At 76.9% G+C, this 21686-nt stretch carries 13 protein-coding genes; 8 read left to right on the top strand and 5 right to left on the bottom strand.

Annotation, left to right across the window (positions count from 1 at the left end; translation table 11 throughout):
- Nucleotides 1-88: 88 nt before the first annotated feature.
- Nucleotides 89-442, bottom strand: coding sequence for a PRC-barrel domain-containing protein (locus tag ACIQFX_RS21800; protein WP_402465789.1), 354 nt, complete (start codon nucleotides 440-442; stop codon nucleotides 89-91).
- 309 nt (nucleotides 443-751) lie between these two features.
- Here ACIQFX_RS21800 and ACIQFX_RS21795 point away from each other — a divergent pair, with 309 nt between their 5' ends.
- From ACIQFX_RS21795 to ACIQFX_RS21770, 6 genes are all read left to right on the top strand, one after another.
- Nucleotides 752-2038: a geranylgeranyl reductase family protein gene (locus ACIQFX_RS21795; RefSeq protein WP_402465786.1), complete on the top strand. Its 1287-nt coding sequence runs from the start codon at nucleotides 752-754 to the stop codon at nucleotides 2036-2038.
- Nucleotides 2039-2298: 260 nt separating this feature from the next.
- The gene (locus tag ACIQFX_RS21790; RefSeq protein WP_402465782.1) at nucleotides 2299-3156 is read left to right on the top strand and encodes a DUF4132 domain-containing protein; all 858 of its coding nucleotides are present in this window, start codon (nucleotides 2299-2301) and stop codon (nucleotides 3154-3156) included.
- A complete protein-coding gene (locus tag ACIQFX_RS21785; protein WP_402465779.1) occupies nucleotides 3153-8069 on the top strand; it encodes a DNA-binding protein in 4917 nt (1638 codons plus the stop codon). The genes ACIQFX_RS21790 and ACIQFX_RS21785 overlap by 4 nt, the downstream gene beginning before the upstream one ends.
- A gap of 204 nt (nucleotides 8070-8273) precedes the next feature.
- Nucleotides 8274-9428, top strand: a complete 1155-nt coding sequence (locus ACIQFX_RS21780) for an AAA family ATPase (protein ID WP_402465776.1) — start codon at nucleotides 8274-8276, stop codon at nucleotides 9426-9428.
- Nucleotides 9425-13516 carry a DUF5682 family protein gene (locus tag ACIQFX_RS21775; protein ID WP_402465773.1) on the top strand — a complete coding sequence of 1364 codons (4092 nt, stop codon included), beginning with the start codon at nucleotides 9425-9427 and terminating at the stop codon, nucleotides 13514-13516. Before ACIQFX_RS21780 ends, ACIQFX_RS21775 begins: the two co-directional genes overlap by 4 nt.
- Nucleotides 13513-15510 (top strand): hypothetical protein, encoded by a 1998-nt coding sequence (locus ACIQFX_RS21770; protein ID WP_402465771.1) that lies wholly within the window; start codon nucleotides 13513-13515, stop codon nucleotides 15508-15510. The genes ACIQFX_RS21775 and ACIQFX_RS21770 overlap by 4 nt, the downstream gene beginning before the upstream one ends.
- Nucleotides 15511-15549: 39 nt before the next feature.
- On the opposite strand, the gene ACIQFX_RS21765 is transcribed toward ACIQFX_RS21770, so the two are convergent.
- Nucleotides 15550-16167: a CGNR zinc finger domain-containing protein gene (locus tag ACIQFX_RS21765; protein ID WP_402465768.1), complete on the bottom strand. Its 618-nt coding sequence runs from the start codon at nucleotides 16165-16167 to the stop codon at nucleotides 15550-15552.
- A gap of 68 nt (nucleotides 16168-16235) precedes the next feature.
- Here ACIQFX_RS21765 and ACIQFX_RS21760 point away from each other — a divergent pair, with 68 nt between their 5' ends.
- Complete coding sequence (locus ACIQFX_RS21760) at nucleotides 16236-17114, top strand: hypothetical protein (RefSeq protein WP_402465766.1); 879 nt, start codon at nucleotides 16236-16238, stop codon at nucleotides 17112-17114.
- Here the strand turns inward: ACIQFX_RS21760 and ACIQFX_RS21755 are convergent.
- The 3 genes from ACIQFX_RS21755 to ACIQFX_RS21745 form a co-directional block, all read right to left on the bottom strand.
- On the bottom strand, nucleotides 17038-17376 hold the full coding sequence (locus ACIQFX_RS21755) for an NIPSNAP family protein (protein ID WP_402465763.1): 339 nt from the start codon (nucleotides 17374-17376) through the stop codon (nucleotides 17038-17040). The two genes, ACIQFX_RS21760 and ACIQFX_RS21755, sit on opposite strands and share 77 nt — an antisense overlap.
- A 69-nt stretch (nucleotides 17377-17445) precedes the next feature.
- Nucleotides 17446-18648, bottom strand: a complete 1203-nt coding sequence (locus ACIQFX_RS21750; protein ID WP_402465760.1) for an MFS transporter — start codon at nucleotides 18646-18648, stop codon at nucleotides 17446-17448.
- Nucleotides 18649-18768: 120 nt separating this feature from the next.
- On the bottom strand, nucleotides 18769-19092 hold the full coding sequence (locus ACIQFX_RS21745; protein WP_402465757.1) for a plasmid stabilization protein: 324 nt from the start codon (nucleotides 19090-19092) through the stop codon (nucleotides 18769-18771).
- A 150-nt stretch (nucleotides 19093-19242) separates the two neighbouring features.
- Here ACIQFX_RS21745 and ACIQFX_RS21740 point away from each other — a divergent pair, with 150 nt between their 5' ends.
- A complete protein-coding gene (locus tag ACIQFX_RS21740) occupies nucleotides 19243-21579 on the top strand; it encodes a SpoIIE family protein phosphatase (protein ID WP_402465755.1) in 2337 nt (778 codons plus the stop codon).
- Nucleotides 21580-21686: the final 107 nt, after the last annotated feature.

Here is a 21686-nt window from a genome sequence, read left to right as displayed (position 1 = left end):
TGGAGCGGTAGGGCGGCTGCGGGGCTTGACCCGGCGGTCCCGGCCCGGGCGTGTCGCATCCGGGCCGGTCGGGCCGAACGGCCGGGTCTCACATGTGCGGCTGGCCGTAGTAGCGGGCGAACTGTTCGAGGTAGCTGGGCTCGTCGGCGTACTTCGCCTCGTCGAACTCGGGGGCGTCCTTGATCTGGTCCTTGGTGCGGTCGACGTACACCTTCTCCTCGGCCGGGTCTATCCGCGTGATCGTCCCGGCAGGGAGCAGCACCCGCCGGCCGAAGATCCAGGTGCCGGTGTCCACGACCAGGTACGAGGAGTCCACGTCCGCGGAGTGCCTGTCGACCTTCCCGATCGGGCCGTCCGTCGCCTCGACCTTGTAGCCGATGAGGTCGGTCCCCAGCTCGTATCCGGTCCTCGGATCATGCTTCCAGATGCCGGACTCGCTCATGACGACACCTCTTCCCTGCCTCCATCGTCTCGTGGGCTCGCGGCGCCCGCACGTCGTCACCGGCGGTGACCCGAACGGGTGGGGAGCACGGACGTGCCGCCGCGCGGCCCGTGGTGCGGCCGCCCGGAAGGGCAGGGTGGAGGCCGGGGAGTCCGCCCGCCCCTCGTGCCGTAAGGACCGCCGGAAGGCGACGCGTCGCCACTGTGGCCGAAGTCGCCTCAAGTGACGGGTGATCAAAGGTGCCGGCCCTGGGTACGGATGGGTAGCCGTTCCCCGTCGAACCCGCCGATCGCAGCAGAGGACGTTCTCATGGACCTGTCTCCCCACCGTGACTCGGCGGACGTGATCGTCGTCGGCGCGGGACCCGCCGGCTGCGCCGCCGCGTACCACCTGGCGCAGGCGGGACGCGATGTCCTGCTGATCGAGAAGGCGACGTTTCCGCGGGACAAGATCTGCGGGGACGGGCTGACGCCGAGGGCGGTGAAGGAACTGGTCGGCATGGGGGTCGACGTCGACGGGGACGGGTGGGTGCGGACGCGGGGGCTGCGGGCGCACGGGTCGGGGACGACGGTGGAGATGCCGTGGCCCAGCGTGGCGTCGTTCCCGGACTTCGGGCTGGTGCGCAGCCGGATGGACCTGGACGAGCTGCTGGCCCGCAAGGCGGTGGCGGCCGGTGCGCGGCTGCTGGAGGGGACCAAGGTGACGGGGCCGGTCGTCGATCCGAGGACCGGGCACGTCAGCGGGGTGACCACGCAGGGGGAGGGAGGCCCCCGGACCTTCCGGGCGCCGCTCGTGGTGGCGGCGGACGGGGCGTCGAGCCGGCTGGCCGTGGCGTTGGGGCTGCACCAGCGGGCGGACCGGCCGATGGGGGTGGCGGTGCGCCGGTACTACACGGTGCCGCACCGGGACCGGGACCGGGACCAGGACCACCTGGAGGCCTGGCTCGACCTGGAGACGCGGGACGACCGGGGCCGGACGTACATGCCGTTCGGCTACGGGTGGGTCTTCCCGGTGGGGAACGGCACGTTCAACGTCGGGTTGGGGACGTTCCACGTCGGCCGCAAGCCGGAGGTGGACCACCGGCAGATGTTCCGGGAGTGGACCGCGCGGCTGTCCCCGGAGCGGGGGTTCGACGACGACCACGCCACCGGTCCGCTGCGCGGGGCACCCCTGCCCGCGGGCCTCAACCGGCGGCCCCAGTACACCCGGGGCCTGCTGCTGACCGGAGACGCCGGGGGAATGATCAACCCGCTGAGCGGTGAGGGCATCGACTACGCCCTGGAGTCCGGCCGCCTCGCGGCCGGCACCGTCACCCGCGCGCTCGGGCGGCCCACCCCGCAATCGCGGGAGGAGGCGCTGCTCCGCTATCCCGAGGAGGTCCGCGCCGCCTACGGCCGCTACTTCACCGTGGGCCGCCTGGTCGTCCAGGCGCTCAACCAGCCCCGGGTCATGAAGCTCGTCGCCACCAGGAGCCTCCGGAAGCCCGTGATGCAGCGCTTCATGTTCAAACTCTGGGCGAACCTCACGGACCCGCACAGCAAGGACGCCCTGGACCGCGTCCTCACCGCCATCCAGCGGGCGGTCCCGGCCGCCTGACCCCCGGTCCGCCGGCCGGCCGGCCCCTTCTTCCGCAGCCCGGCCGTTGCTCGTCCGCCGCCTGCCCGGTCCGCCGCCTTTCGGGGACCGGCCACCGCCCTCCCGCCGCCCGTCCACCGGCTGTTCGCCGCTCCGGCGACGCCGGGGCGGGCGTTGTCAGTGACCCTGGATAGTCTCCCCGCATACCGCAGCTCCGGGGCTTCGACCCCGTCGTTCGAGCTGCGCGGAAACCGATCGGGACAGGCGGAGGGGCGCGGCTGATGGCGTGGCTGACAGCGGGTGAGGGGTACGAGATCACCCTGGAGGACGGGCGCGTGGTGGCACGGCGCGCCGGGGGACGGCAGCTGAAGACGCTGCCGAAGGCGCTGCGCGACGAGCCCGAGGTCGACCGGCTGCGCCGGCTCGCCGAGTGGCTCGACCGGCACGCGGCCGCGTGCGTGGCGCAGGTCGACACCTGGATGGTGTCGTCGCTCCCGGTGCCGACCGAGCTGATCGCCCGGGTGTGGCCGGACGAGGCGTGGCAGTCCGCGCTGCGCGACATGGCCGTGGTCGGCGACGACCCGGACGAGGTCGGCTTCCTGCGGGACGTCACCGCCGACGGCGAGCTGAAGGTGGTCGACCTCGACGGCGAGACCGTACGGCTCTCACCGCGCACCGTGACCCTCCCGCACCCCGTGCTGCTGCCCGACCTGGACGACGTGCGGGACTTCGCGGCCGAACTCGGGATCACCCAGCGGGTGGAGCAGATCCACCGCGCCACCTGGGCCCGGCCGGACACCGGACACGCGGAGACCGCGACGGAGGTACGGGACTACGCGGGCGGCAAGTTCGCCTCGCGCTTCGGCCTCGCGGCCCGGGCCACGGGCCTCGGCTACCGGGTGTCCGGCGGCTACGCCACCTGCAAGGTCCGCGACGGGGGCCGGGGCACCGAGGCGTCGGTGTGGATCGGCGAGCCGTACTGGGACGGGGAGTCGGAGACCGGCTCGCTGACCTGGCACGACGAGGAGGGCCGCGCGGTGCGGCTGAACGAGGTCGGACCGGTCGCCTGGTCCGAGGGGATGCGCATGGCCGCGGCGCTGTACGCCGGCCGCAGGATCGAAGAGGGTGGGGACGCGTGACCAGCACGACCGCTTCCGACAACACGGAGCTGCTCAAGGCCGGAGCGGTGCTCCCGGCCGACGCCGAAGGCGCGGGTGCCTCAGCCGTCGACATGACCGCACGGGCCTACCGCCACCCGGTGCTCGGCGACGACCGGGTCGTCGTCCGGCTGACCGCGGCCGAGCTGGGCCCCGCCGAGGACCTCGCCGCCGGCTTCCTCGGCCTCGCGCCCCACGGCGAACCGGCCGTGGTGGGCCTCGGCCGGCGCAAGGAGCTCGGCTTCCCCGAGTGGGTGCTCGTGCACCACCCGGAGGACGGTCACCACGCGCTGGCGGTCGTGCCCGAGCTGGACCGGCTGGCCCGGCAGGCGAAGACCAAACCCAAGGCCGCCCTCGACGCCTGCCACGAACTGGCCGGGCGGCTCGCCTCGGCCGTCCCGCACTTCCTGCCCGTCTTCTACGAGCAGTCCGCGCGGGTCTTCCTCGGCGTCGAGAACCCGACGTACGCGGGCCAGCTCTTCGGCCGTGCCCGCACCAGCGAGGCCCAGCACGGCCTCACCGTCGACGAGGACCGGCTCGACGCCGTCTTCCTCGAGTTCGCCCTGGCCGGCGCGCTGCCGGTGAAGGTGCTCGCCGGCTACGGCAAGGAGCTGGCGGCCCGCCTCGCCCCGGCCGAGGCGTACGAGCGCTTCCGCCGCCTGTGCGTGCGCCGGACCGCCGGCGGCCTCGCCCCGTCCGCCCAGGCCGCCGCGGAGCTGCGGCGCCTCGCCCGCGCCGCGGGACTCTCCGCCGGCGAGGCGGAGCAGGACTACCTCGCCGAACTCCTGCCGCTGCCCGCCACGCTGCGGGCCGCGAGCGGCTGGTGGAAGGCCCACCGCACCGCGCTGATCGCGCTGGCGCGCCGCGTCCCCGAGGTGCGGGGCACGCTGCTGTCGATGACGCCGCCCGGCGGCGAGGCCGAACTGAGCGAGCTGTGGCTGGAGATCCTCGCCGAGTCGGGGGCCGAGGCGGGACTCACCGACGCGGACGTGCCGGAGTCGGAGCGCTGCGCCGACGGCGCGGCCGGCTGGCTGGAACGCTTCCACGCCGCCCGGCACCGCGGCTGGGGCAACCGCCCGACGCCGCCCGCCCTCCTCGACCTCGTGGAGCGGGCCGCGGAGCGGCTGCGCGCCGACCTGGCGGGGCGTCCCGACGGCGAGGGGGCCCTGCGGATCGGCGTCGAGGACGTGAACCTCCTCGACCTGCTGCTCACCCTGGACCTCCCGGTGGCCGACCCCCGCGAGGACGGCCCCAACCGGCGCGGCGACGCCCTGAACCTGTCCGACTGGGCGCGCGGGGAGCAGCCGCGGGACCTGGCCGCGCTCGCCGCCGACCCGCGCTTCCGCCCCGCGTTCCGGCGCGCCGCGTACGCGTACAACGGCGCGTCGACCGGCACGGACGTGATGTGCCGGCTCGCCGCATCGACCGGCGGCCGCCCGATGCTCACCGAGTGGATGCGCGAGGTCGCCCGCGAGTCGGTGGCCGCCGGGCTGCCCGGCCTCCCGCAGGCCATCGCACGCCTGTCGTGGCTGCCGGCCGAGGCCCTGGCGCTCGCGCCCGACGAGGTCGCGGCCGCCGCCGGGGTCGACCTCGGCGTGACGCTGGCGCGCACCCTGCGCGGCGGGCTCTGGGAGGAGCTCCGCTGGCCGGCGTGGGAGGAGGCGCTCGCGGAGCTGTCGCCGACCCAGGACAAGCGCGACGGCCTCACCGTCGTCGAGGCCTGGCCCCACCTGATCGTGGCGAGCACGGCACAGGTGCGGGTCATCGACGCCGACTCCACCGTGCTCGTCCACGACCTGCGCGTGCCCACCGGCCACTCGTACCGGTACGGCTTCCACTACGTGGACGGCGCCCTGCTCGTCTTCTGGAGCACCTACGGCCGCGACCGCGAGATCCAGGGCTACTGGCACACCGCCCCCGACACGGTGTTCACCCTGGAGGGCGACGCCGACCACTGGAGCCTCCGCTCGCAGAACCTCAGCCTCCCGCTGGCCGGCGGTGGCCGCACCACCGGCGGCGGAGTCCTGCACCACGGCGACACGAAGCTCCCCCGCGAACGCCCGCTGCTCTCCGACGGCACCTCGTACTGGGTGTGGGCCGAGGCCCACGCGGGGGACGCCGCCGCCGGCTGGGCCGAGTACGACCCCGCCGAAGGCGCCCTCGGCCGGCGCTCCCGGCCCGGCTTCCTCGCCGACGCGCTCCGCGCGCACGCCACCGGCGCCGAACTCGGCGAGCGTTCCTCGTGGCTCCGGCCCGCACCCGCGGTCCCGGGCTCCGCCCTCGGCACCCCCGCGGACGGCCTGCTCGGCTGGCGCGTCGTCCGCCTCCCCGGCAACGGCTGGCACGCCGAGGACACCGCCGGGCGCGCCGTCACCCTGCCCGAGGGATCCGACATGCCGCTCGCCGCCGTGTCGTTCCCCGGCGACGACCGGCCCAGGGCCCTCACCCACCAGTGGCGCAAGCTGTCCCTCACCGACCCGGACGGCGTCGTCACCTCGACGACCGAGGGCGACCGGAACGAGCTGTACGGCACCGCGAGCGTCACCCTGCCCCCGCTGTCCCACCTGTACGCGCTCCGCGCCCGGGACGCGGAAGCCTCGGCGGCGCTCCGCACCGCCGACGCGGAGACCGCGGGCACCCTCCTGAAGGCGGCCGCCGCCGCGGAACGCGCCGCGGACCTTCCGGCGCTGGTCACCGCCGCGCTGCCGGCGGTCACCGCGCCCGAGCTGGTCGCCGGTGTGGTGCGGGTGCTCCGCTTCGCGCTGCGGCAGCGGAAGGCGCTGGACGCCGTCGCCGCGCGGCTCGACCCGGGTGCCGAGCCCGTGCCGGCCCGCGTCCAGGGACCGACCGACCGCCTGCTCGGCGAAGCGCTGAACGGCGTCGCCGGCACCGGCTACTACAGGTCGGGCACCGACGAGGACGTCGCCCACCGCTTCCTGGCCGACCTCGCCGCGGTACGCGCCGACACCGCCGCCACGGCCACGCCGGGCCGGCTGCACTTCGACCTGCCGTCGCTGCCGTACTCCTCGCTGCCCTTCACCACCCTCCTCGACGAACCGGCCGCCGTCGCCTACCGGGCCGTCGCACCCGGCGGCGGCGACCGGCACCGGGCCGCGCTGCTCGAACTGCTCGGCCGGGTCGACGCCCTGGGACTCGCCTCGGCGGCCGGCTCGGCCGGCCACTGGCGCCGGGTCCTGGTCCACCTCGGGACCGCGCACCTGCACACCCCCGACGGCCTGCAGCGCAACTTCTCGCACCGCTGCGTGCTCCCGCTCGGCGGCGGAGCGGCGCTCGGCATCACCGAGCACCACGCGGACGTCGACGGCGGACGGGAGTTCGGGGCGCTCCTCCACGACCCCAGCGGCCGCTTCGACGTGCCCGGCCCGTACACCCCGCGCGGCGACGCACCGGTCGGCGACCGCACGCGCGGCGCCGACTGGCTGACCGCGTTCCTGCGCGAGGCCGCCACCCGCGGGGAGGCGCCCTTCCACGCGGAGGCGGCCGAGGAGTTCGGCCGGCTCACCGGCGCCTCCGGCGCGCTGGCCCGGCTCGTCCTCGTCGGCATGCCCGGCATCGACAGCTGGGAGAACAACTTCCTGCCGGCGGACCTCCGCAAGACCCTCGGCCTGAAGGTGGCCGAGGCGGCGCAGGCCCGCGACGTGCTGCGCGCCCTCCCCATCGAGGTGCGGCGGTCCGTCGTGGCCGCGCTCCTGCCGGCCGACCCGGCCCGCCTCTGGACCGAAGGACCCGACGTGGCGGCCGCGGCGGCCGAGTGGAACGCGCGGGTGGGACGGCGCACGCAGGTGCCCGACTGGCTCGCCGCGGAGGCCGCGCGGGCCGCCCGCAGCGGCTGGCCCGTGCACCAGGCGCTCCCCGCCCTCCTCGACCCGGCCTCGACACCGGAACTCAGCACCGACGTGGCCTGGCACATCGAGCGCGACCGGCCCGCGACCGTCGCCCCCGCCGAGGAACCGTTCACGGCGTCCGTGCTCACGGGCGCGATGAGCCTGACGGCCTGGCTCGCCCACCGGCTGCCCGCCGGCGATCCCCTGCGCGCCCGGCTTCCCCAGGCCCTCGACGCCGTACGGCAGCGCCTCGCCTCGCCCGGACTCCTGCTCTCGATCGGCCGCTTCACCTCCCTCCCGGACTTCCGCAAGGTGGCCGGCACGCCGACCGAGACCGCACCGGACCACGAGCGGTACGGCGCGGTGCTCATGGCCACGCACGACGACCAGCCCCAGCCGGCGCTGCGGACCGCCCTGCTCGACTCCACCGGCTCCGACCCCTACCTGGCCGCCCTGCGCGGCCCGGACCAGGTGCCCGGCGCCGTCGAGTCGGCCCTGCGGCGCGCACACGACCCGGCGTTCGCACGGCTCCTCGCCGACCCCGGCGCGCCCGCGGCCGGCGGGACCGAACCGGACGGCACCTGGTGGCCGCAGGACCCCTCGCGCTCCGTGCCCGCGCTCGTGGAGGAGGTCGCCGCGGCCCACGGCCTGGGGGCCGACGCGGCGACGCTCTACCTGATGCTGCTCGCCCTGCCCGACCCCACCGACCGCAACACCGCCCGCTGGACCGGCTGGAAGCCGGCCCGCCTCAAGGCGGCCCGCGCCGAGCTCGCCGCCGGCGAGCTCGTGGTCTCCGCCGTACGCGCCCGGGCCGGACGCTCCCTCTTCCTGCCCGGCGCCTGGGCCGAGCAGTCGGCACCCGTACCGCCGGTCGAGCAGTGGAAGCTGTCCCTGTACGGCCCCGTGGCGGGCACCCGGCCGGTCCTCGGCGCCCTGGTGCCGACCGAACCGGTCGCGGAGCTCTTCGCCCGGGCATGGCGGCGCATCCTCGACGGCGACGTCCCGCGCTTCGAGGAGCTGAAGGTGCGGCGCACCAGGCGCCGCCGCTGAGAGGCGGCGGCGCGCAGCGGAGTCCGCTGTGCGCCGCCGCAGTCCGCCGCAGGGTGCGGCGCCCCCCACCACCACCCGGGGCGCCGCGCCCCGTCCGGCGCGCCCCACGTGGGGGCGCCGCACCTTGTCCGCGCACCCCACGTGGGGCCGCGCCCGCCCCGACATCCCCCCCCCGCACCCGTGTTCCACCGGAGGAATCCCCGCATGACCGTCACCGAGAAGTCCGCCCCCGCCCGGCAGGTCCAGCCTGCCGAGGAGCGGTACGCCGCCGAGCTCGCCTTCCTCGCCGCGCAGGACCCCGGCCCGCGCCCGCCCGGCTGGGCGCTGACGCCCCGCGCGGTGGTCACCTTCGTCTGCGGGAGCGACGGCGTGGAACTGGCACTGCCCGGACGCCGGGCGGGCCTGCCGTCGAAGCTGGAGATCACGCCCAAGTTCGTCGGCGAACGCGCGCTGGTCGAGCGCTGCGTGGTCACCCTGGCGGGAGAGCGCGGACTGCTGCTGACCGGTGAGCCCGGCACCGCCAAGTCGATGCTGTCGGAGCTGCTCGCGGCCGCCGTGAGCGGGACCAGCGCACTGACCGTGCAGGGCACCGCGGGCACCACGGAGGACGCCTTCCGCTACGGCTGGAACTACGCGCTGCTGCTCGCCCAGGGACCCACGCCGCAGGCCCTGGTCGACTCGCCCGTGCTCGCCGCCATGCGCACCGGTCGGGTGGTCAGGGTGGAGGAGATCACCCGCTGCCTGCCCGAGGTGCAGGACGCCCTGGTGTCCATCCTCTCCGACCGCCGGATCACCGTGCCGGAACTGACGGCCACCGAGGACGCGGTGGTCGGCGCGGCACCCGGCTTCACCGTCATCGCCACCGCCAACCTGCGCGACCGTGGCGTCTCCGAGATGTCCGCCGCGCTGAAGCGCCGGTTCAACTTCGAGACGGTGGACCCGATCGCGGATGCCGACGCCGAGGCCGTCCTGATCCGCCGCCAGGCCGTCGCGGCGGTGCAGCGCGCGGGCGCGGCCTTCGGCGTCGACGACGCCGTCCTCGACGCCCTCGTCACCGTCTTCCGCGACCTGCGCTCCGGGCGTTCCACCGAGGGCTGGGACGTCGAGCGGCCGGGCACGGTCATGTCCACGGCCGAGGCCGTGCAGGTGGCCGCGTCGCTCGGGGTCGCCGCCGCGTACCTGCCCGGCGGGGACGTGCTCGACCTGCTGCCCGGCCATCTCCTCGGCGTCGTCCGCAAGGACGACCCGGCCGACCACGCGCGCCTCCTCGGCTACTGGGACGGCCCCGTGCGCCGCCGGGCCGAGAGCGGCTCCGCGATGTGGCGTCGGCTCTGGGACCTGCGCGGGAGCCTGCGTTGACGACCCTCGACCCGCGGTCGGCCGTCGACGCGCTCGCCGCGTCGCGCGCCCCCTACCTCCTCGGGGTACGCCACCACAGCCCCGCGCTCGCCGCGGTGGTGCCCGCCCTCCTCGACGCCGCGCGGGCCCAGGTGGTCTGCGTGGAACTGCCGGCCGACTTCCAGCCCTGGCTGGAACACCTGGCCGACCCCGAGACCGTCGCCCCCGTCGCCCTGGCCGGCGCCGGCGACGGCGGACGCCTCTCCTTCTACCCCTTCGCCGACTTCTCCCCGGAGCTCGCCGCCGTGCGATGGGCCCGGGCCAACGGCGCGGAGGTCGTGTGCTGCGACCTTCCCCTCACCGACCCCGGATGGTCCCTGCCCGGCACGGAACCGGCCACGGGACCGGACGGAGGCCTGGACGGCAGCCCGGGTGAGGGACCGGCCGCGCGACGGGACGCCGGACCGGACGCGGGACCGGCCATGGGCTCGGAGGCGCGCCAGGGCGAGGGTCCTGACGAGCGGGCGGACGGCGAGGCGGCGGAGCGCGTCGGGACGGGGCGCCGTTCCTTCGCCGACGCGCTCGCCGCCGCCGGTACCGGCCGCGCCGGAGACGACATGTGGGACCGTGCCGTGGAGGTGCTGGCGCCCGGCTGCTCGCCGGAGGCCGTGCGCCGCGCGGCCCTGGGCGTCGGCTGGGCCCTGCGCGCCGATGCCGCCGTGCCCGCCACCGACCTCGCGCGCGAGGCCCGGATGCGGCAGGTCGTGGCGGCGGCAGCCGCCGACGGGCGCCGGGTCGCCGCCGTGATCGGCGCCTTCCACGCGCCCGCGCTGCTCGCGGCGGCGGCGGCGGACCCGGACACGGCCGCGGCCACGGCCCCGGGCACGGTCCCGGCCACGGCCCCGGGCACGGCTGCGGACACGGTCCCGGCCACGGCCCCGGATACGGATGGGGGCACGGACACAAGGGCGGACGCGGAGCCGGGGGCGCGGGCCGGGGCGGCCCGCGCGACCGGGGTGCCCGACGACGGGCCCGGCGCCGTCACCGGCGGGTCCCGGGCGTCGCGCCGCGGCCGGACCCCGGCAGCACCGGAGGCGGCGGTGACCTCGTTCGTCCCGTACTCCTTCGACCTGCTCGACTCGCGGTCCGGCTATCCCGCCGGGATCCGGGACCCGCTGTGGCAGCAGGCCGTGCTGGCGGCGGCCGGGGACCCGGACGGGATCCGCGAGGCGGCGGCCGCCGCGCTGACGGGGCTGTGCAGGGAGCTGCGCCGCGCCGGCCACACCGCGGGCACCGGCGAGGCGGCCGAGACGCTGCGGCTGGCCTGCGACCTGGCGGCGCTGCGCGGGCTGCCCGCGCCGGGGCGCGGGGAGCTGCTCGAAGCGGTGACCACCGTGATGGGGCAGGGCGAACCCCTCGGTCGGGGACGGGCGCTGGCCCGCGCCCTGGAGGCCGTGTTCGTCGGCACCGCGCGCGGACGGATCAGCCCGCACGCGCCGCGCTCGGGCCTCGGCCCCTCAGTGGAGGAGGAGCTCGCCGCGCTGCGGCTGCCGCGCCCGGAGGAGCCCGAACCCCGCGAGGTGCGCCTCGACCCGCTCCGCTCCGCGCTGGACGGCCGACGCGAGGTGCTGCTGCAGCGCCTGCTGGTCATCGGTGCCTCGTACGGGGAACCCGTCGCGGTGGCGACGACCGGCGACGGCACCGCGCTCGGCACCAAGTGGCGGCTGACGTGGACGCCGTCCGTACCGGCGCGGCTCGACCTCGCGGGCGTACGCGGGGTCACGGCGGCCCAGGCCGCCGCGGGCACCCTCGCCGAGACCGCGCGCCGCGAGGCCGCCGACGGCGGACCCACCCCCGCCCAGATCCTGACCGGACTGACCGCGGCGGCCCGCTGCGACCTGCCCGAGCTGGTCGACGCGAGGCTGCGCGAGGCGTCCGCCGTCCTGCCCGACACCGCCGACCTGCCCGAACTCCTCGCGGCCCTCGACCTCTTGGAAGGCATCCGCCGCGGCCACTACCCCGGCACCGAGGACGGCGCCCGAGCCTTCGCCGGCACGCTCGCCGGCGAGCTCCTGGAGGCCGCCGTCCGGTCCCTCCCCGGCCTCGCCGGCAGCGACACCCCGGCGGACGCCGGGGCCCTCGTCGCCCTCGCGGACCGGACGGCCACCCGGCACCTGGGCCTCCGGCTCGACCGGGCCCTCGCCGAACTCGCCGCCGACGCATCGCCGTTGATGCAGGGCGCCGCCCTCGCCGTACGCGTCATGCTCGACCTCGACCCGGCCGGCGGGCTCGGCGAGCGCACGGCGGGCTGGATCGACGGGGCGACCACCCCCGGCACCCGACGCGCCCTGACGAAGCGCCTCGCCGGCCTCCTCACCGCCGCGGGCCCGCTGCTCCAGGCCTCCCCGGAGGCGCTCACCCCCCTCCTCGACCGGGTGGACGACCTCGCCGACCAGGACTTCCTCGACCGACTCCCCGCCCTGCGCGGCGGGTTCGACGCCCTCGCACCCGCGGCCCGCGACCGCCTCCTCACCACGGTCACCGACCGCCTCGGCGACCGCCTGGACCTCTCCCTGGACGCCCCGCCCGAACTGCTCGCCCTGTGGACCGCGGCCGACGCCGCCGGTCTCGCCGCCCTGAAGGCCTTCTCCCTGAACGGCCCGGACGCCTTCGGCACTCCGGACGGCGCGCTCGACGCCCGCGCGTCCACCGCCGGCGGGACGGGGGCCGCCGCGCCCTTCGCGGCGGCCCCCGCCGCCCGGACGGCCTCGGCTCCGGCCGTCGCCCCGGCCACTGGCCCGGCCACGACTTCGGCCACCCGCCCGGCCGCTCCGGCGGCCACCGGCGCTGCCGCCCCTGCGGCTTCCGGCCCCGCTGCCTCCACAGCCACAGTCACCGCCACAGCCACGGTCACCGCCACAGCCACGACCACGGCCCCGCCCACGCCAGGGCAGGCGCCCGCGGCCCCGGCCGGGGCGCCCGAGCGGCGCCTCGGGCCCGCCGACCGGTGGCGGCTGCTCCTGGGCCGGCACAAGGACCGGCTCGGCGCCGACGCGCGCCGGTACGCCCGGGCCCTGGACGAGCTGTACGGCAGCGGGCGCGGTGAGGGTGCCGGTGACGCGGACGGAGGCGGATCCGGGCAGGCCGGGGGACAGGAGGCGTCCTTCCCCACGGCACGCGAGTGGTCGCAGGAGCTGGAGGCCCTGTTCGGGGCGGAGGTGCGCGAGGAGGTGCTCGCGGAGGCCGCCGACGCGGGGCGTTCCGACGTGCTCACACAGCTGGACCCGGCGGCGGTCCGTCCGTCGGTGGAGCTGCTGCGGTCGGTGCTGTCCCTGGCCGGAGGCATGCCCGAGGCACAACTGGCCCGGCTGAGGCCGCTGGTGAAGAGGCTCGTCGACGAGCTCGCCCGCGAGCTGGCCACCCGGCTGCGCCCGGCGCTCTCCGGGCTGGCCACCCCGCGCCCGACCCGCCGCCCGGGCGGACGCCTGGACCTCGCCCGTACGCTGCGCGCCAACCTGGTCCACAGCCGGCGCGCGGACGACGGCCGGGTCGTGGTCGTCCCGGAGCGGCCGGTGTTCAGCACGCGGGCGAGCAGGGAGGCGGACTGGCGGTTGATCCTGGTGGTCGACGTCTCCGGCTCGATGGAGGCGTCGGTGATCTGGTCGGCGCTGACCGCCGCCGTGCTGGGCGGTGTCCCGACGCTGTCCACGCACTTCCTGGCGTTCTCCACGCAGGTGGTGGACCTCACCGACCGGGTCGAGGACCCCCTCTCCCTCCTCCTGGAGGTCCGGGTCGGCGGCGGTACGCACATCGCGGCGGGGCTCGCCCACGCCCGGTCGCTGATCACCGTCCCCAGCCGCACCCTCGTCGTGGTGGTCAGCGACTTCGAGGAGGGCGCACCGCTCGCCGGACTCCTCGGGGAGGTGCGGGCGCTCGCCTCCTCCGGCGCCCACCTCCTCGGTTGCGCCGCGCTCGACGACTCCGGCGCGCCCCGCTACTCGGTGCCCGTGGCGCGTCGGCTCGTCGCCGCCGGCATGCCGGTCGCCGCCCTCAGCCCGCTCGCCCTCGCCCGCTGGGTGGGCGACCGCCTCCGTGGAGAACCCCGTTGACCCCCGAAGACCTGCCGCCCGTCGCCCCCGACGTCCTCGCCGAAGCGGTGGAGCAACTCACCGCCCGGCTGCGCAAGAAGCTCGACGCCGCCATCGCCTCCTGCGCCGAGCACGCCACCCCCGCCGCCGACGGCACCGTCACCGTCCCCTTCGGCGAGGACGCGCACGTCACCCTCCGCCCCGGCCCGTCCGGTGCCGTCACCCGTGCCGAACAGGCCGTCTGCACCTGCCTGCTGGCCCCCCGCTGCCTCCACAGGGCGGCTGTGCTCGGCGCGGCGCCGATCGCGGACGCGGAGCCGCCCGCACCCGCGGAGGCGACGGCGGACGACGGCCCGGAACCGACCGCCGACACGGAGCCGACCGCCGACGCCGACGGGCTGCCGCCGGAGCCCGTGGACGGCTCCGCCCCCGCCGCGGCGCCCGGCGCCGTGCCCACCACCCGCTCCGGGTCCGCGTCCGCCGTGCCCGCCGCGCCGTCCGGCGGCGACCCGGCGAAGCCCGACGGGAGGGCCGCCGTGCCGGCCGGTACCCACCCCGCCTCGGCGGCGGAAGCCGAGCCGCCCACCCCGCCCCCGCTCACCGCCGCGCAGGTCCGGGCCGCGACCGGGCTGTGGGCGGCGGCGGCCGAGGCGCTGGCCGCCGGGGTCACGGCCGGTGGGGCGGTGGTGCAGGCCGAGCTGCTGCGCGCGGCCCACACCGCGCGGCTGGCCGGACTGCCCCGTGGCGAGGCCGCCGCGCTGCGGGTCGTACGGGGGCTCCGTGCCGCGCGGCAGCGGGGCGAGGGACAGCGGCTCGGCGATCTCGCCGCCGCGTTCCGCGAGTTGCTGGCGGGGGCGGCCCTCGCGGCCTCCGGGGCGGCGGGCCCCGGGGTGGTCGGCACCACGCGCCGGACGTACGAACGGGGCGGCAGCCTGCGGGTGTCGGGTCTGTGCCGCGAGCCCGTGCTGTCCGCGACGGGGTACGGAGGCGTGGCCACCCACGTCATGGGGCAGGACGGCTCCTGCTACACGGTGTCCGACGTGCGTCCGGGCGGTCTGGCCCGGGCCAGGGGCGCGGGCACCGCGTCCGTGGCGCTCGGCGGGGCGGTCCTCGACCACGCGGGGCTCGCCCGCGGAGGTCTGCGGATCGTCGGCGCGACCGTCTCCCCGGACGGGCGGCTCGGTGCGGGCCGGGGGGTCAGTGCGACGCCGCTGCGGGGGGTGGAGTGGTCGGAGGAGCCCGTGGCGGCGCTGTTCGCCCGTCCGCTCCCCGAGGCGGTGTCCGCCGCGCTGGAGGGCCTCGCGCAGGACGAGGGGGAGCGTGAGGCCGGGCTCATCGGCTGCGACGTGGAGGTGCTCGGCGCGGCGGGGGAGTACCTCGTGGCCCGTGTCGCCGGCGACGGCCCCTTGCTGCGGCTGCGCGCGGCACACCCGCACCCGGAGCTCCCGCACGCTGCGAACCTGCGCAGGATCGCCCGGCACCCGGGGCTCGCCCTCCGGGTCCTGGGCCGTCCCGACCCGGACCGGGCCGCGACGCTCCGCGCGCTTGCGGTCGGCCCCGTGCCGGGATCCCCGTACACGCTGAGACTGCCCGAGGAGTGGCTGGGCCGGGCCGACCTGGGGTACGACCGGCTCCAGGGGAGCCACTTCCCGCGCGAGGCACCGGAGTCCGCGCCGCCCGGTTTGGTGACCGCGGGCCCGGACCCGCTGGCGGACGCGCCCCTGTGGCGGGTGCGCCGCCTCCTGGAGACCGGAGTCGCGGGCGGGCGCCGGGCGCTCGCCGAGGCCGGCCGGGGCGCGGACGCGGCGGGACTCCTCGTACCCCTGCGCCGCGCGGGTCTCGGCGGGGCCGCGCACCTGGCGGCGGCGCTCGCCGCGGAGGCGGACCGCCGCCCCCGCGACTCCTTCGGTCGCCTCACCGACGCCTCGCCCGACGGCTATGCCCGGGCCTGGCTCGCCTCGGCCGTCCATCTGGCCGCGGCCGAACGCGCGTTGGTGCTGGCGTCCTGGTCCTGACGCCACCGGCGGGGCGCCCGCCGCCCGGCCCGGCGGGCCTCAGCCGGGGCCGCCGCCCTTCCGGGCGCGGAAGGCGGCCGTCTTCGTGCGGTTCTGGCAGGCCGTCGAGCAGAACTGGCGGGCGGCGTTGCGGGAGGTGTCGACGTAGACGCGGTCGCAGCGGTCGGCGTGGCAGACGCCGAGCCGTCCGGCGAGGCTGCCGCCCACGGCGAGGGCGAGGGCGGTGGCGCAACTGGCGCTGTGTCCGGCGGCGAAGGAGTCGTCGGGGCCGTGGAAGTGCAGCTGCCAGGTGGTGCCGCCGCCGTCCCGGCCCGTGTCCGGGGCGCGGTCGAGCCGGGGGCGGGCGCCGCTGTCGTGGAGGAGGCCGTTGACGGTGGTGGCGGCGGTGTCCGGGTCGCCGTCGTGCATGGCCTGGAAGACCCGGCGCATGGCTCGGGCCGTGGCGGCCAGGTACTCCGCCTGGGGGACGTCGATCGTGCGCGGCAGCGAGCCCGCGGTGTCCGACACGGCGGCCTCGACGGCCCGGGGGAGGTCGGCGCCGCGGGGCACGGCGTAGGGGCGGCCGCGTGCCTCTCCGTCGGTCAGGGTGTTCACGAGCGATACGGCGTGTTCCAGCAGTACCGCGACGTGACTGTCGAACATCACTTGACCGGTCACTCCCTCGATGATGAGCGTTCGTGACTGACATTACTCGATTCGACAGTCACGCGAAGGGGTGGTGGGGCATGCCGCGGACCGTATGGCTCCTGGTGGCGGCACGCGCGGTCAACCGGCTGGGCGCCTTCTCGCTGCCCTTCCTGACCGTCCTGATCAGCACCGAGTTCGGGGCGGGCGTCACCACCGCGGGCCTGCTCTCGTCGGGTTTCGGGCTCGCGACGATCCCCTCGCGCCTGGCCGGGGGCCGCCTCGCGCGCGGCATCGGGCGACGCCGCACGATCGTGCTCGGCCTCACCGGCCGCACCGAGCCCGTACGGCCCTGGCGGGACCGGGCGCTGAGGGCCGTGTTCCTGTCGGGGACCCTGTTCGCGCTCGTCACCACGACGATCGCGATGGGGCTGCCGCTGACGCTCGCGCGGCGCGACCTCGAACCCGTCGACGCGGGGCTGCTGTTCACCGCGTCGGCGGTGACGGTGGTCGCCGCGCAGCCGGTCCTGAGGCTGCGCCGCCTCGCGGAGCTGTCCGACTCGGCGGCCGTCGCGACCGGCCACGTGCTGCTCGCGGTCGGCCTGGCGGGGTACGCGGTGGCGTCGACCCTGCCCGCGTTCCTGGCGGCCACGGTGCTGTGGAGCCTCGGTGACGTGCTCGTCCTCGGGCGGGTCCTGACCGTCGTGGCGGACCTCGCGCCGCCCGGCGGTACGGACGGCTACCTGGCCGCGTACGGCATCAGCCGGGACATCGCCACGGTCGCGGCGCCGGTCACCTCCACCCAGCTGCTCGCGCACGTCGGGGTCGGGGCGCTGTGGACCGGCGCCGCGTTTCTGTGCCTCGCCCTGGCGGTGGCGCAACCGCTCGTGGTCGGGCCGCTCGTCAGTGCCCCTCGGCGCCGAGCGACGGAGCGGGGTCGATGTCGAGCGGGCGCAGGAAGCGGCGCTCGTAGCGCTTGATGCAGCGGGTGGTGCGGGCCAGTTCGAAGGCCGCCTGGCACTCCGCGTCGGTGGCGCCGGCCTTCCGGTAGACCTCGTACTCGGCGAGGCCGGGGAAGGAGAACAGGGCGTAGGCGATGTCGCTGTCGCCCTCGCTCGGCAGGAAGTAGCCGTGGTGGGTGCCGCCGAAGCGGTTGACGAGGGTGACCCAGCGGCGGCCGTACTCCTCGAAGTCGTCCAGCTTGTCGGGGTCGATCTCGTACTTCAGATGAATGGTGATCATGCCCTCAGTGTCGCCGACCCGCGCCGGGGGGCCGCCGGGGCCCGCCGGGGGCGGCCGGGGCCGTCACCCTCACCGGCGGTCGGCCGCCTCGGTCCGCACCGGCCTGCGGAGCAGGTAGGCGGCGGCGGTGGCGACCAGGAGCAGCATGCAGGCGGTGAAGACCAGGCCCGCCCGTTCGAGGCCGAGGGGGTCGGAGAGGAGGCCGACGCCGATCACCGGGATGGAGATGCCGGTGTACGCGACGACGAAGAGGGTCGAGATCACCGCCGCGCGGCGGTCCGGCGGCGCGGCGCCCGCGACGGCGGAGAGCGCGGCCCGGAACGAGAGGCCCTGTCCGGTGCCGCCGACGACGGCGGCCAGGACCACGAGCGCGAGGAGCTCGGTGGCGAGGGCGCCGGCGAGGAAGGCCAGGCCGGCGAAGAGGACGGCGCAGCCCAGCGGGAGGGAGCGGGCCACTCCGACGCGCCCGACGGCGATCTGTCCCGCGGTGGACGCGAAGAAGGCGAGGGCGACGACCAGGCCGCTCACGGCGTGGTCGTCCACGTGGAGGTAGCGGGTGAGGAACGCGGGGCTGACCGAGGTGAACACCCCGAACAGGGCGAAGCCCGCGAACGCGGCGATGGCCGCCGGCACGAACACGGGCCGGACCCGTGCGGGCAGCGCCGGCTTCTGCGGCCGTACGGCGGTCAGGGGCCGGCGCTCCCGTACGGTCTCCGGCAGCCACAGCAGGACGACGGCCGACACGGCGACCAGGGCGAGGTGGACCGCGAACGGCAGCAGCAGGGGCTCGGGGGCGTACTCCGCGAGCACCCCGGCGAGCAGGGGGCCGCAGCCGAGGCCGCCCATGTTGGCGGCCGTCGCCACCAGCGTCGCCCGGGACGCGCCGCCCGGCGGGGCCAGGTCCATGACGTACGCGGTGGCGGCGCCGGTGAACAACCCGGCCGACAGGCCCGACAGGAGCCGCCCCGCGTACAGCCAGCCGAGGCCCTGCGCGCACAGGAAGCAGACGGCGCTCACCGCCGCGAAGCCGAGGCCCCACAGCAGCGTCGGCCGTCTGCCGATCGTGTCCGACGCGTTGCCCGCGAGGAGCAGCACCCCGATGACCCCGAAGGCGTACACGGCGTACACCACGGTCACGGTCAGCTCGGAGAACCCGAACTCCTCCTGGTACAGGGGATACAGCGGCGTCGGCAGCGTCGTGCCGGTCATCCCCACCACGAACACGGCACCGGCGAGCAGGCACCGGAGCCATCCTTGACGATCACCGACCATGCCGCCGACCGTAACCCCGCCGACGACTCCCGGCGTGGTGACGCGACCCCGCGATCGGGTTCATCGGGCCCGGGGCCGGAGTCCGGGGCCCCGGGTCCGGGGCCGGAGCCCTGGGCCCGCTCAGTGGCCCAGGGACCGCTTCAGCTCCGCCTTGTTCATCGAGGAGCGGCCGTGCAGGTTGCGGCGCCGGGCCTCGGCGTAGAGCTGGTCGTACGTCGGGCCCTCCGCGCCGCTGTGCGAGCGCTTCCCGCCGCGGCGCGAGGAGGACATGTCCTGGAGCGAGCTCTTGCTCGCGGTCCTCGACTCGCCCGCCCGGGCCCGTTCCTTGTTCACCGTGCGTGCCGCGATCTCCTCGGCCCGCTCCTCGCCCTCGCCGCGGTCCAGGGCGCTCTCCTTGATGTGCTCGTACTGGCGCTCGCGCTTGGCGTTCGATCCGCGGGGCATGGCACTCTCCTCTCCGGTCCGGGTACGTCCGGCCCGCACCGGGCGCGTGCCCCTTTCCTCCCGGGATAATCGGATGAGGGCGACTCCCGCGCGTGGGATCCGGAGCGCGGGCGCGTCCCGAACGCCCGCGATGGCGGGACGGAGGCCGTCGTGACCGGTTCCGCGGGGTACCAGGGGGCGCCGCGCGGCGCCCTGGTGGACCCGGGATTCGCCGGGCTGACCGCCGAGAACCGCTGGCTGCGCACCCGGCACGCCCGGCGCCACCTCCTCGACCTCGCCACCGGGGTGCTCGCGGCCCAGATGCGGCTGCCGCCCGCCGAGGCGGCGGAGTACCTGGAGTCGCTGGCCGGGGCGACAGGCCTGTCCGTCGAGGACATCGCGGCGGACGTCGTGAACGCGGTGGCCGGGGACGGCGGGCCCTCCGCCACCGCCCTCCCCGGGACCGGCGGCCACGGCGGGGAGCGCCTCGCCGAGCAGCGGTGGGTGCGCCGAGCAGCGGCGGCGGCGGAGACCGCCGACACCGTGGGCGAGGCGGCGCGGACCCTGCTGGACGGCGGGCTCTCCTCGCTCGGCGCGGACAGCCTCTGGCTGTGGCGGCACACCGGACCGGGCTGCCTGCGCCTCGCCGGGCACGCGGGCGTGAGCGCCGCCGAGGCCGTCGCCTGGCAGTGGATCCCCCCGGCGGCCCCGGAACCCTTCCGGACCGTCCTCGCCGACAACGCGCCCGTCTGGCTGGCGGAGGGACCGGCCGAAGGAGCGCTGCTGCCGGGCCCCGCCCCGGACGCGGCCCGCGCGCTGCTGCCGGGCCCCGCCCCGGATGCGGCCCGCGCGCTGCTGCCGCTGACCCGGCGCGACAGGACCGTCGGGGTCGCGCTGGTCGGCTGGCCGGGCCCGGCGACACTCGACGGCGCGGCGCGGCGGGCCGTCGCCGGACTCCTGGAGGTCGCGGGCACCGTACTGGACGGCGACGACCCCGGCCCGCCGACCGTGCCCGTACTCGTCGACGTGCTCGACTCCCTGGCGCATCCGGCGGCACTCCTCCGTACCCGCGGGGCGTCCGGGGCGGCAACCCTGGAGCACCTCAACGACGACGCGGTCACCGCGCTCGGGGGCGCCGCCCCCGCGTACGGCTCCTCCCTCGTCCGCGCCTTCCCCGCGGTCCACGCCGAACTCGCCCGGCTGACCCGGCGGGCCCTCGCCACCACGCGCGTCCAGCGGGCCGCGCGACTGCCCGCGGCGCCCCGCACCGGCGAAGCCCCGCCGCTGCTCGACGTGCGCGTCCTGCCCGCCGGCGACGACCACGCCGTGGTGCTGTGGCACACCGTCGGCGCACCCGGCCCCGCCACGGCCCGGGCCGTCGCCAGGCTGCAGAGCGTGGCCCCCTTCCAGGACAGCCTGACCGGCGGCGGAACCGTGTGGGCACCGCAGGCGTACGGCATCCTCGGCATGGACCGGAACGAGGTGCCGGTTCCCCTGCCCGACCTGCGCGAGCGCGTCCACCAGGACGACGCCGACGCCTTCACGGAGCTGCTGACCACACTGACCGAGCGGCAGGCCGGCGCCCATGCGGTCCTGCGGATCGTGCTTCCCGACGGGACCGTGCGCCACGTGCGCGTCGCGGCGGAACCGCTGATCGACGCGGGGACGGTCACCGGCTTCGCCGGTGTGTACCAGGACGTCTCGGACAGCCGCCGCACCGAGGCCGCGCTGACGGCGACCTTCGACCACCTCACCGCACTGCACGACCAGGCGGAGCTGCGCCACCAGCTCGCGCTCCAGCTCCAGCAGGCGATCGTGCCCGAGGTCCCCGGCCTCCAGGAACTGCCCGGCGACCTCGTGGTGGCCGCCCGGTACCGGCCCGCCGCGGAGGAGTACCGGGTCGGCGGCGACTGGTACGACGTCCTCGCGCTGCCCACCGGCAGGATCCTCGTCGCCGTCGGCGACATCGCGGGACACGGCATCGACTCCGTCACCGGCATGGTCGCCCTCCGCAACGCCCAGCGCGGCCTCGCCTTCACGGGCCACTCCGCCCGCCGGCTCATGGGCTGGCTCAACGAGGTCACCCTGCGCACCGGCGGCGGCACCACGGCGACGGCGGTGTGCGCGCTGTACGACCCCGAGGACCACGGCCTCGTCTGGTCGAGCGCCGGCCACCTGCCCATGCTGCTGCTCCGCGAGGGCCGCGCACGGTTCCTGGACCCGCCCGGGGACGTCCTGCTCGGTGCGGTCCCCGGGTACGCCTACCGGGAGCAGCGGGTCGGGCTGCGCCCGGGCGACACGCTGCTCCTGTACACCGACGGGCTCGTCGAGCGCCGCCACGCCGGTCTCGACGAGGGCCTCGACCTGCTCGCCGCCGACGCGGAGCGCGTCGCGGACCGCGCACCGGACGACCTCGTCGACGAACTGCTCAGCGCGGCGACGGGCGACACCGACGACGACACCAGCATCGTCGCCGTGCACGTGCGGGGTGGGCCTCCCGAGGGGTGACGCCCGCGGGGTGGCGCGCGCCCCACTCCTGCGGGCGCGTGCTTCCCGCCCGCCGTGAAGCGTGTCCTCACGTCCGCCGTGAAGCGTGCCCTCGTGTCCCTCGCGCT

This window comes from Streptomyces sp. NPDC093089, from assembly GCF_044754405.1.
In the GTDB taxonomy this organism is placed as follows: Bacteria; Actinomycetota; Actinomycetes; order Streptomycetales; family Streptomycetaceae; genus Streptomyces.
This window is presented reverse-complemented; position numbering and strand designations above follow the sequence as displayed.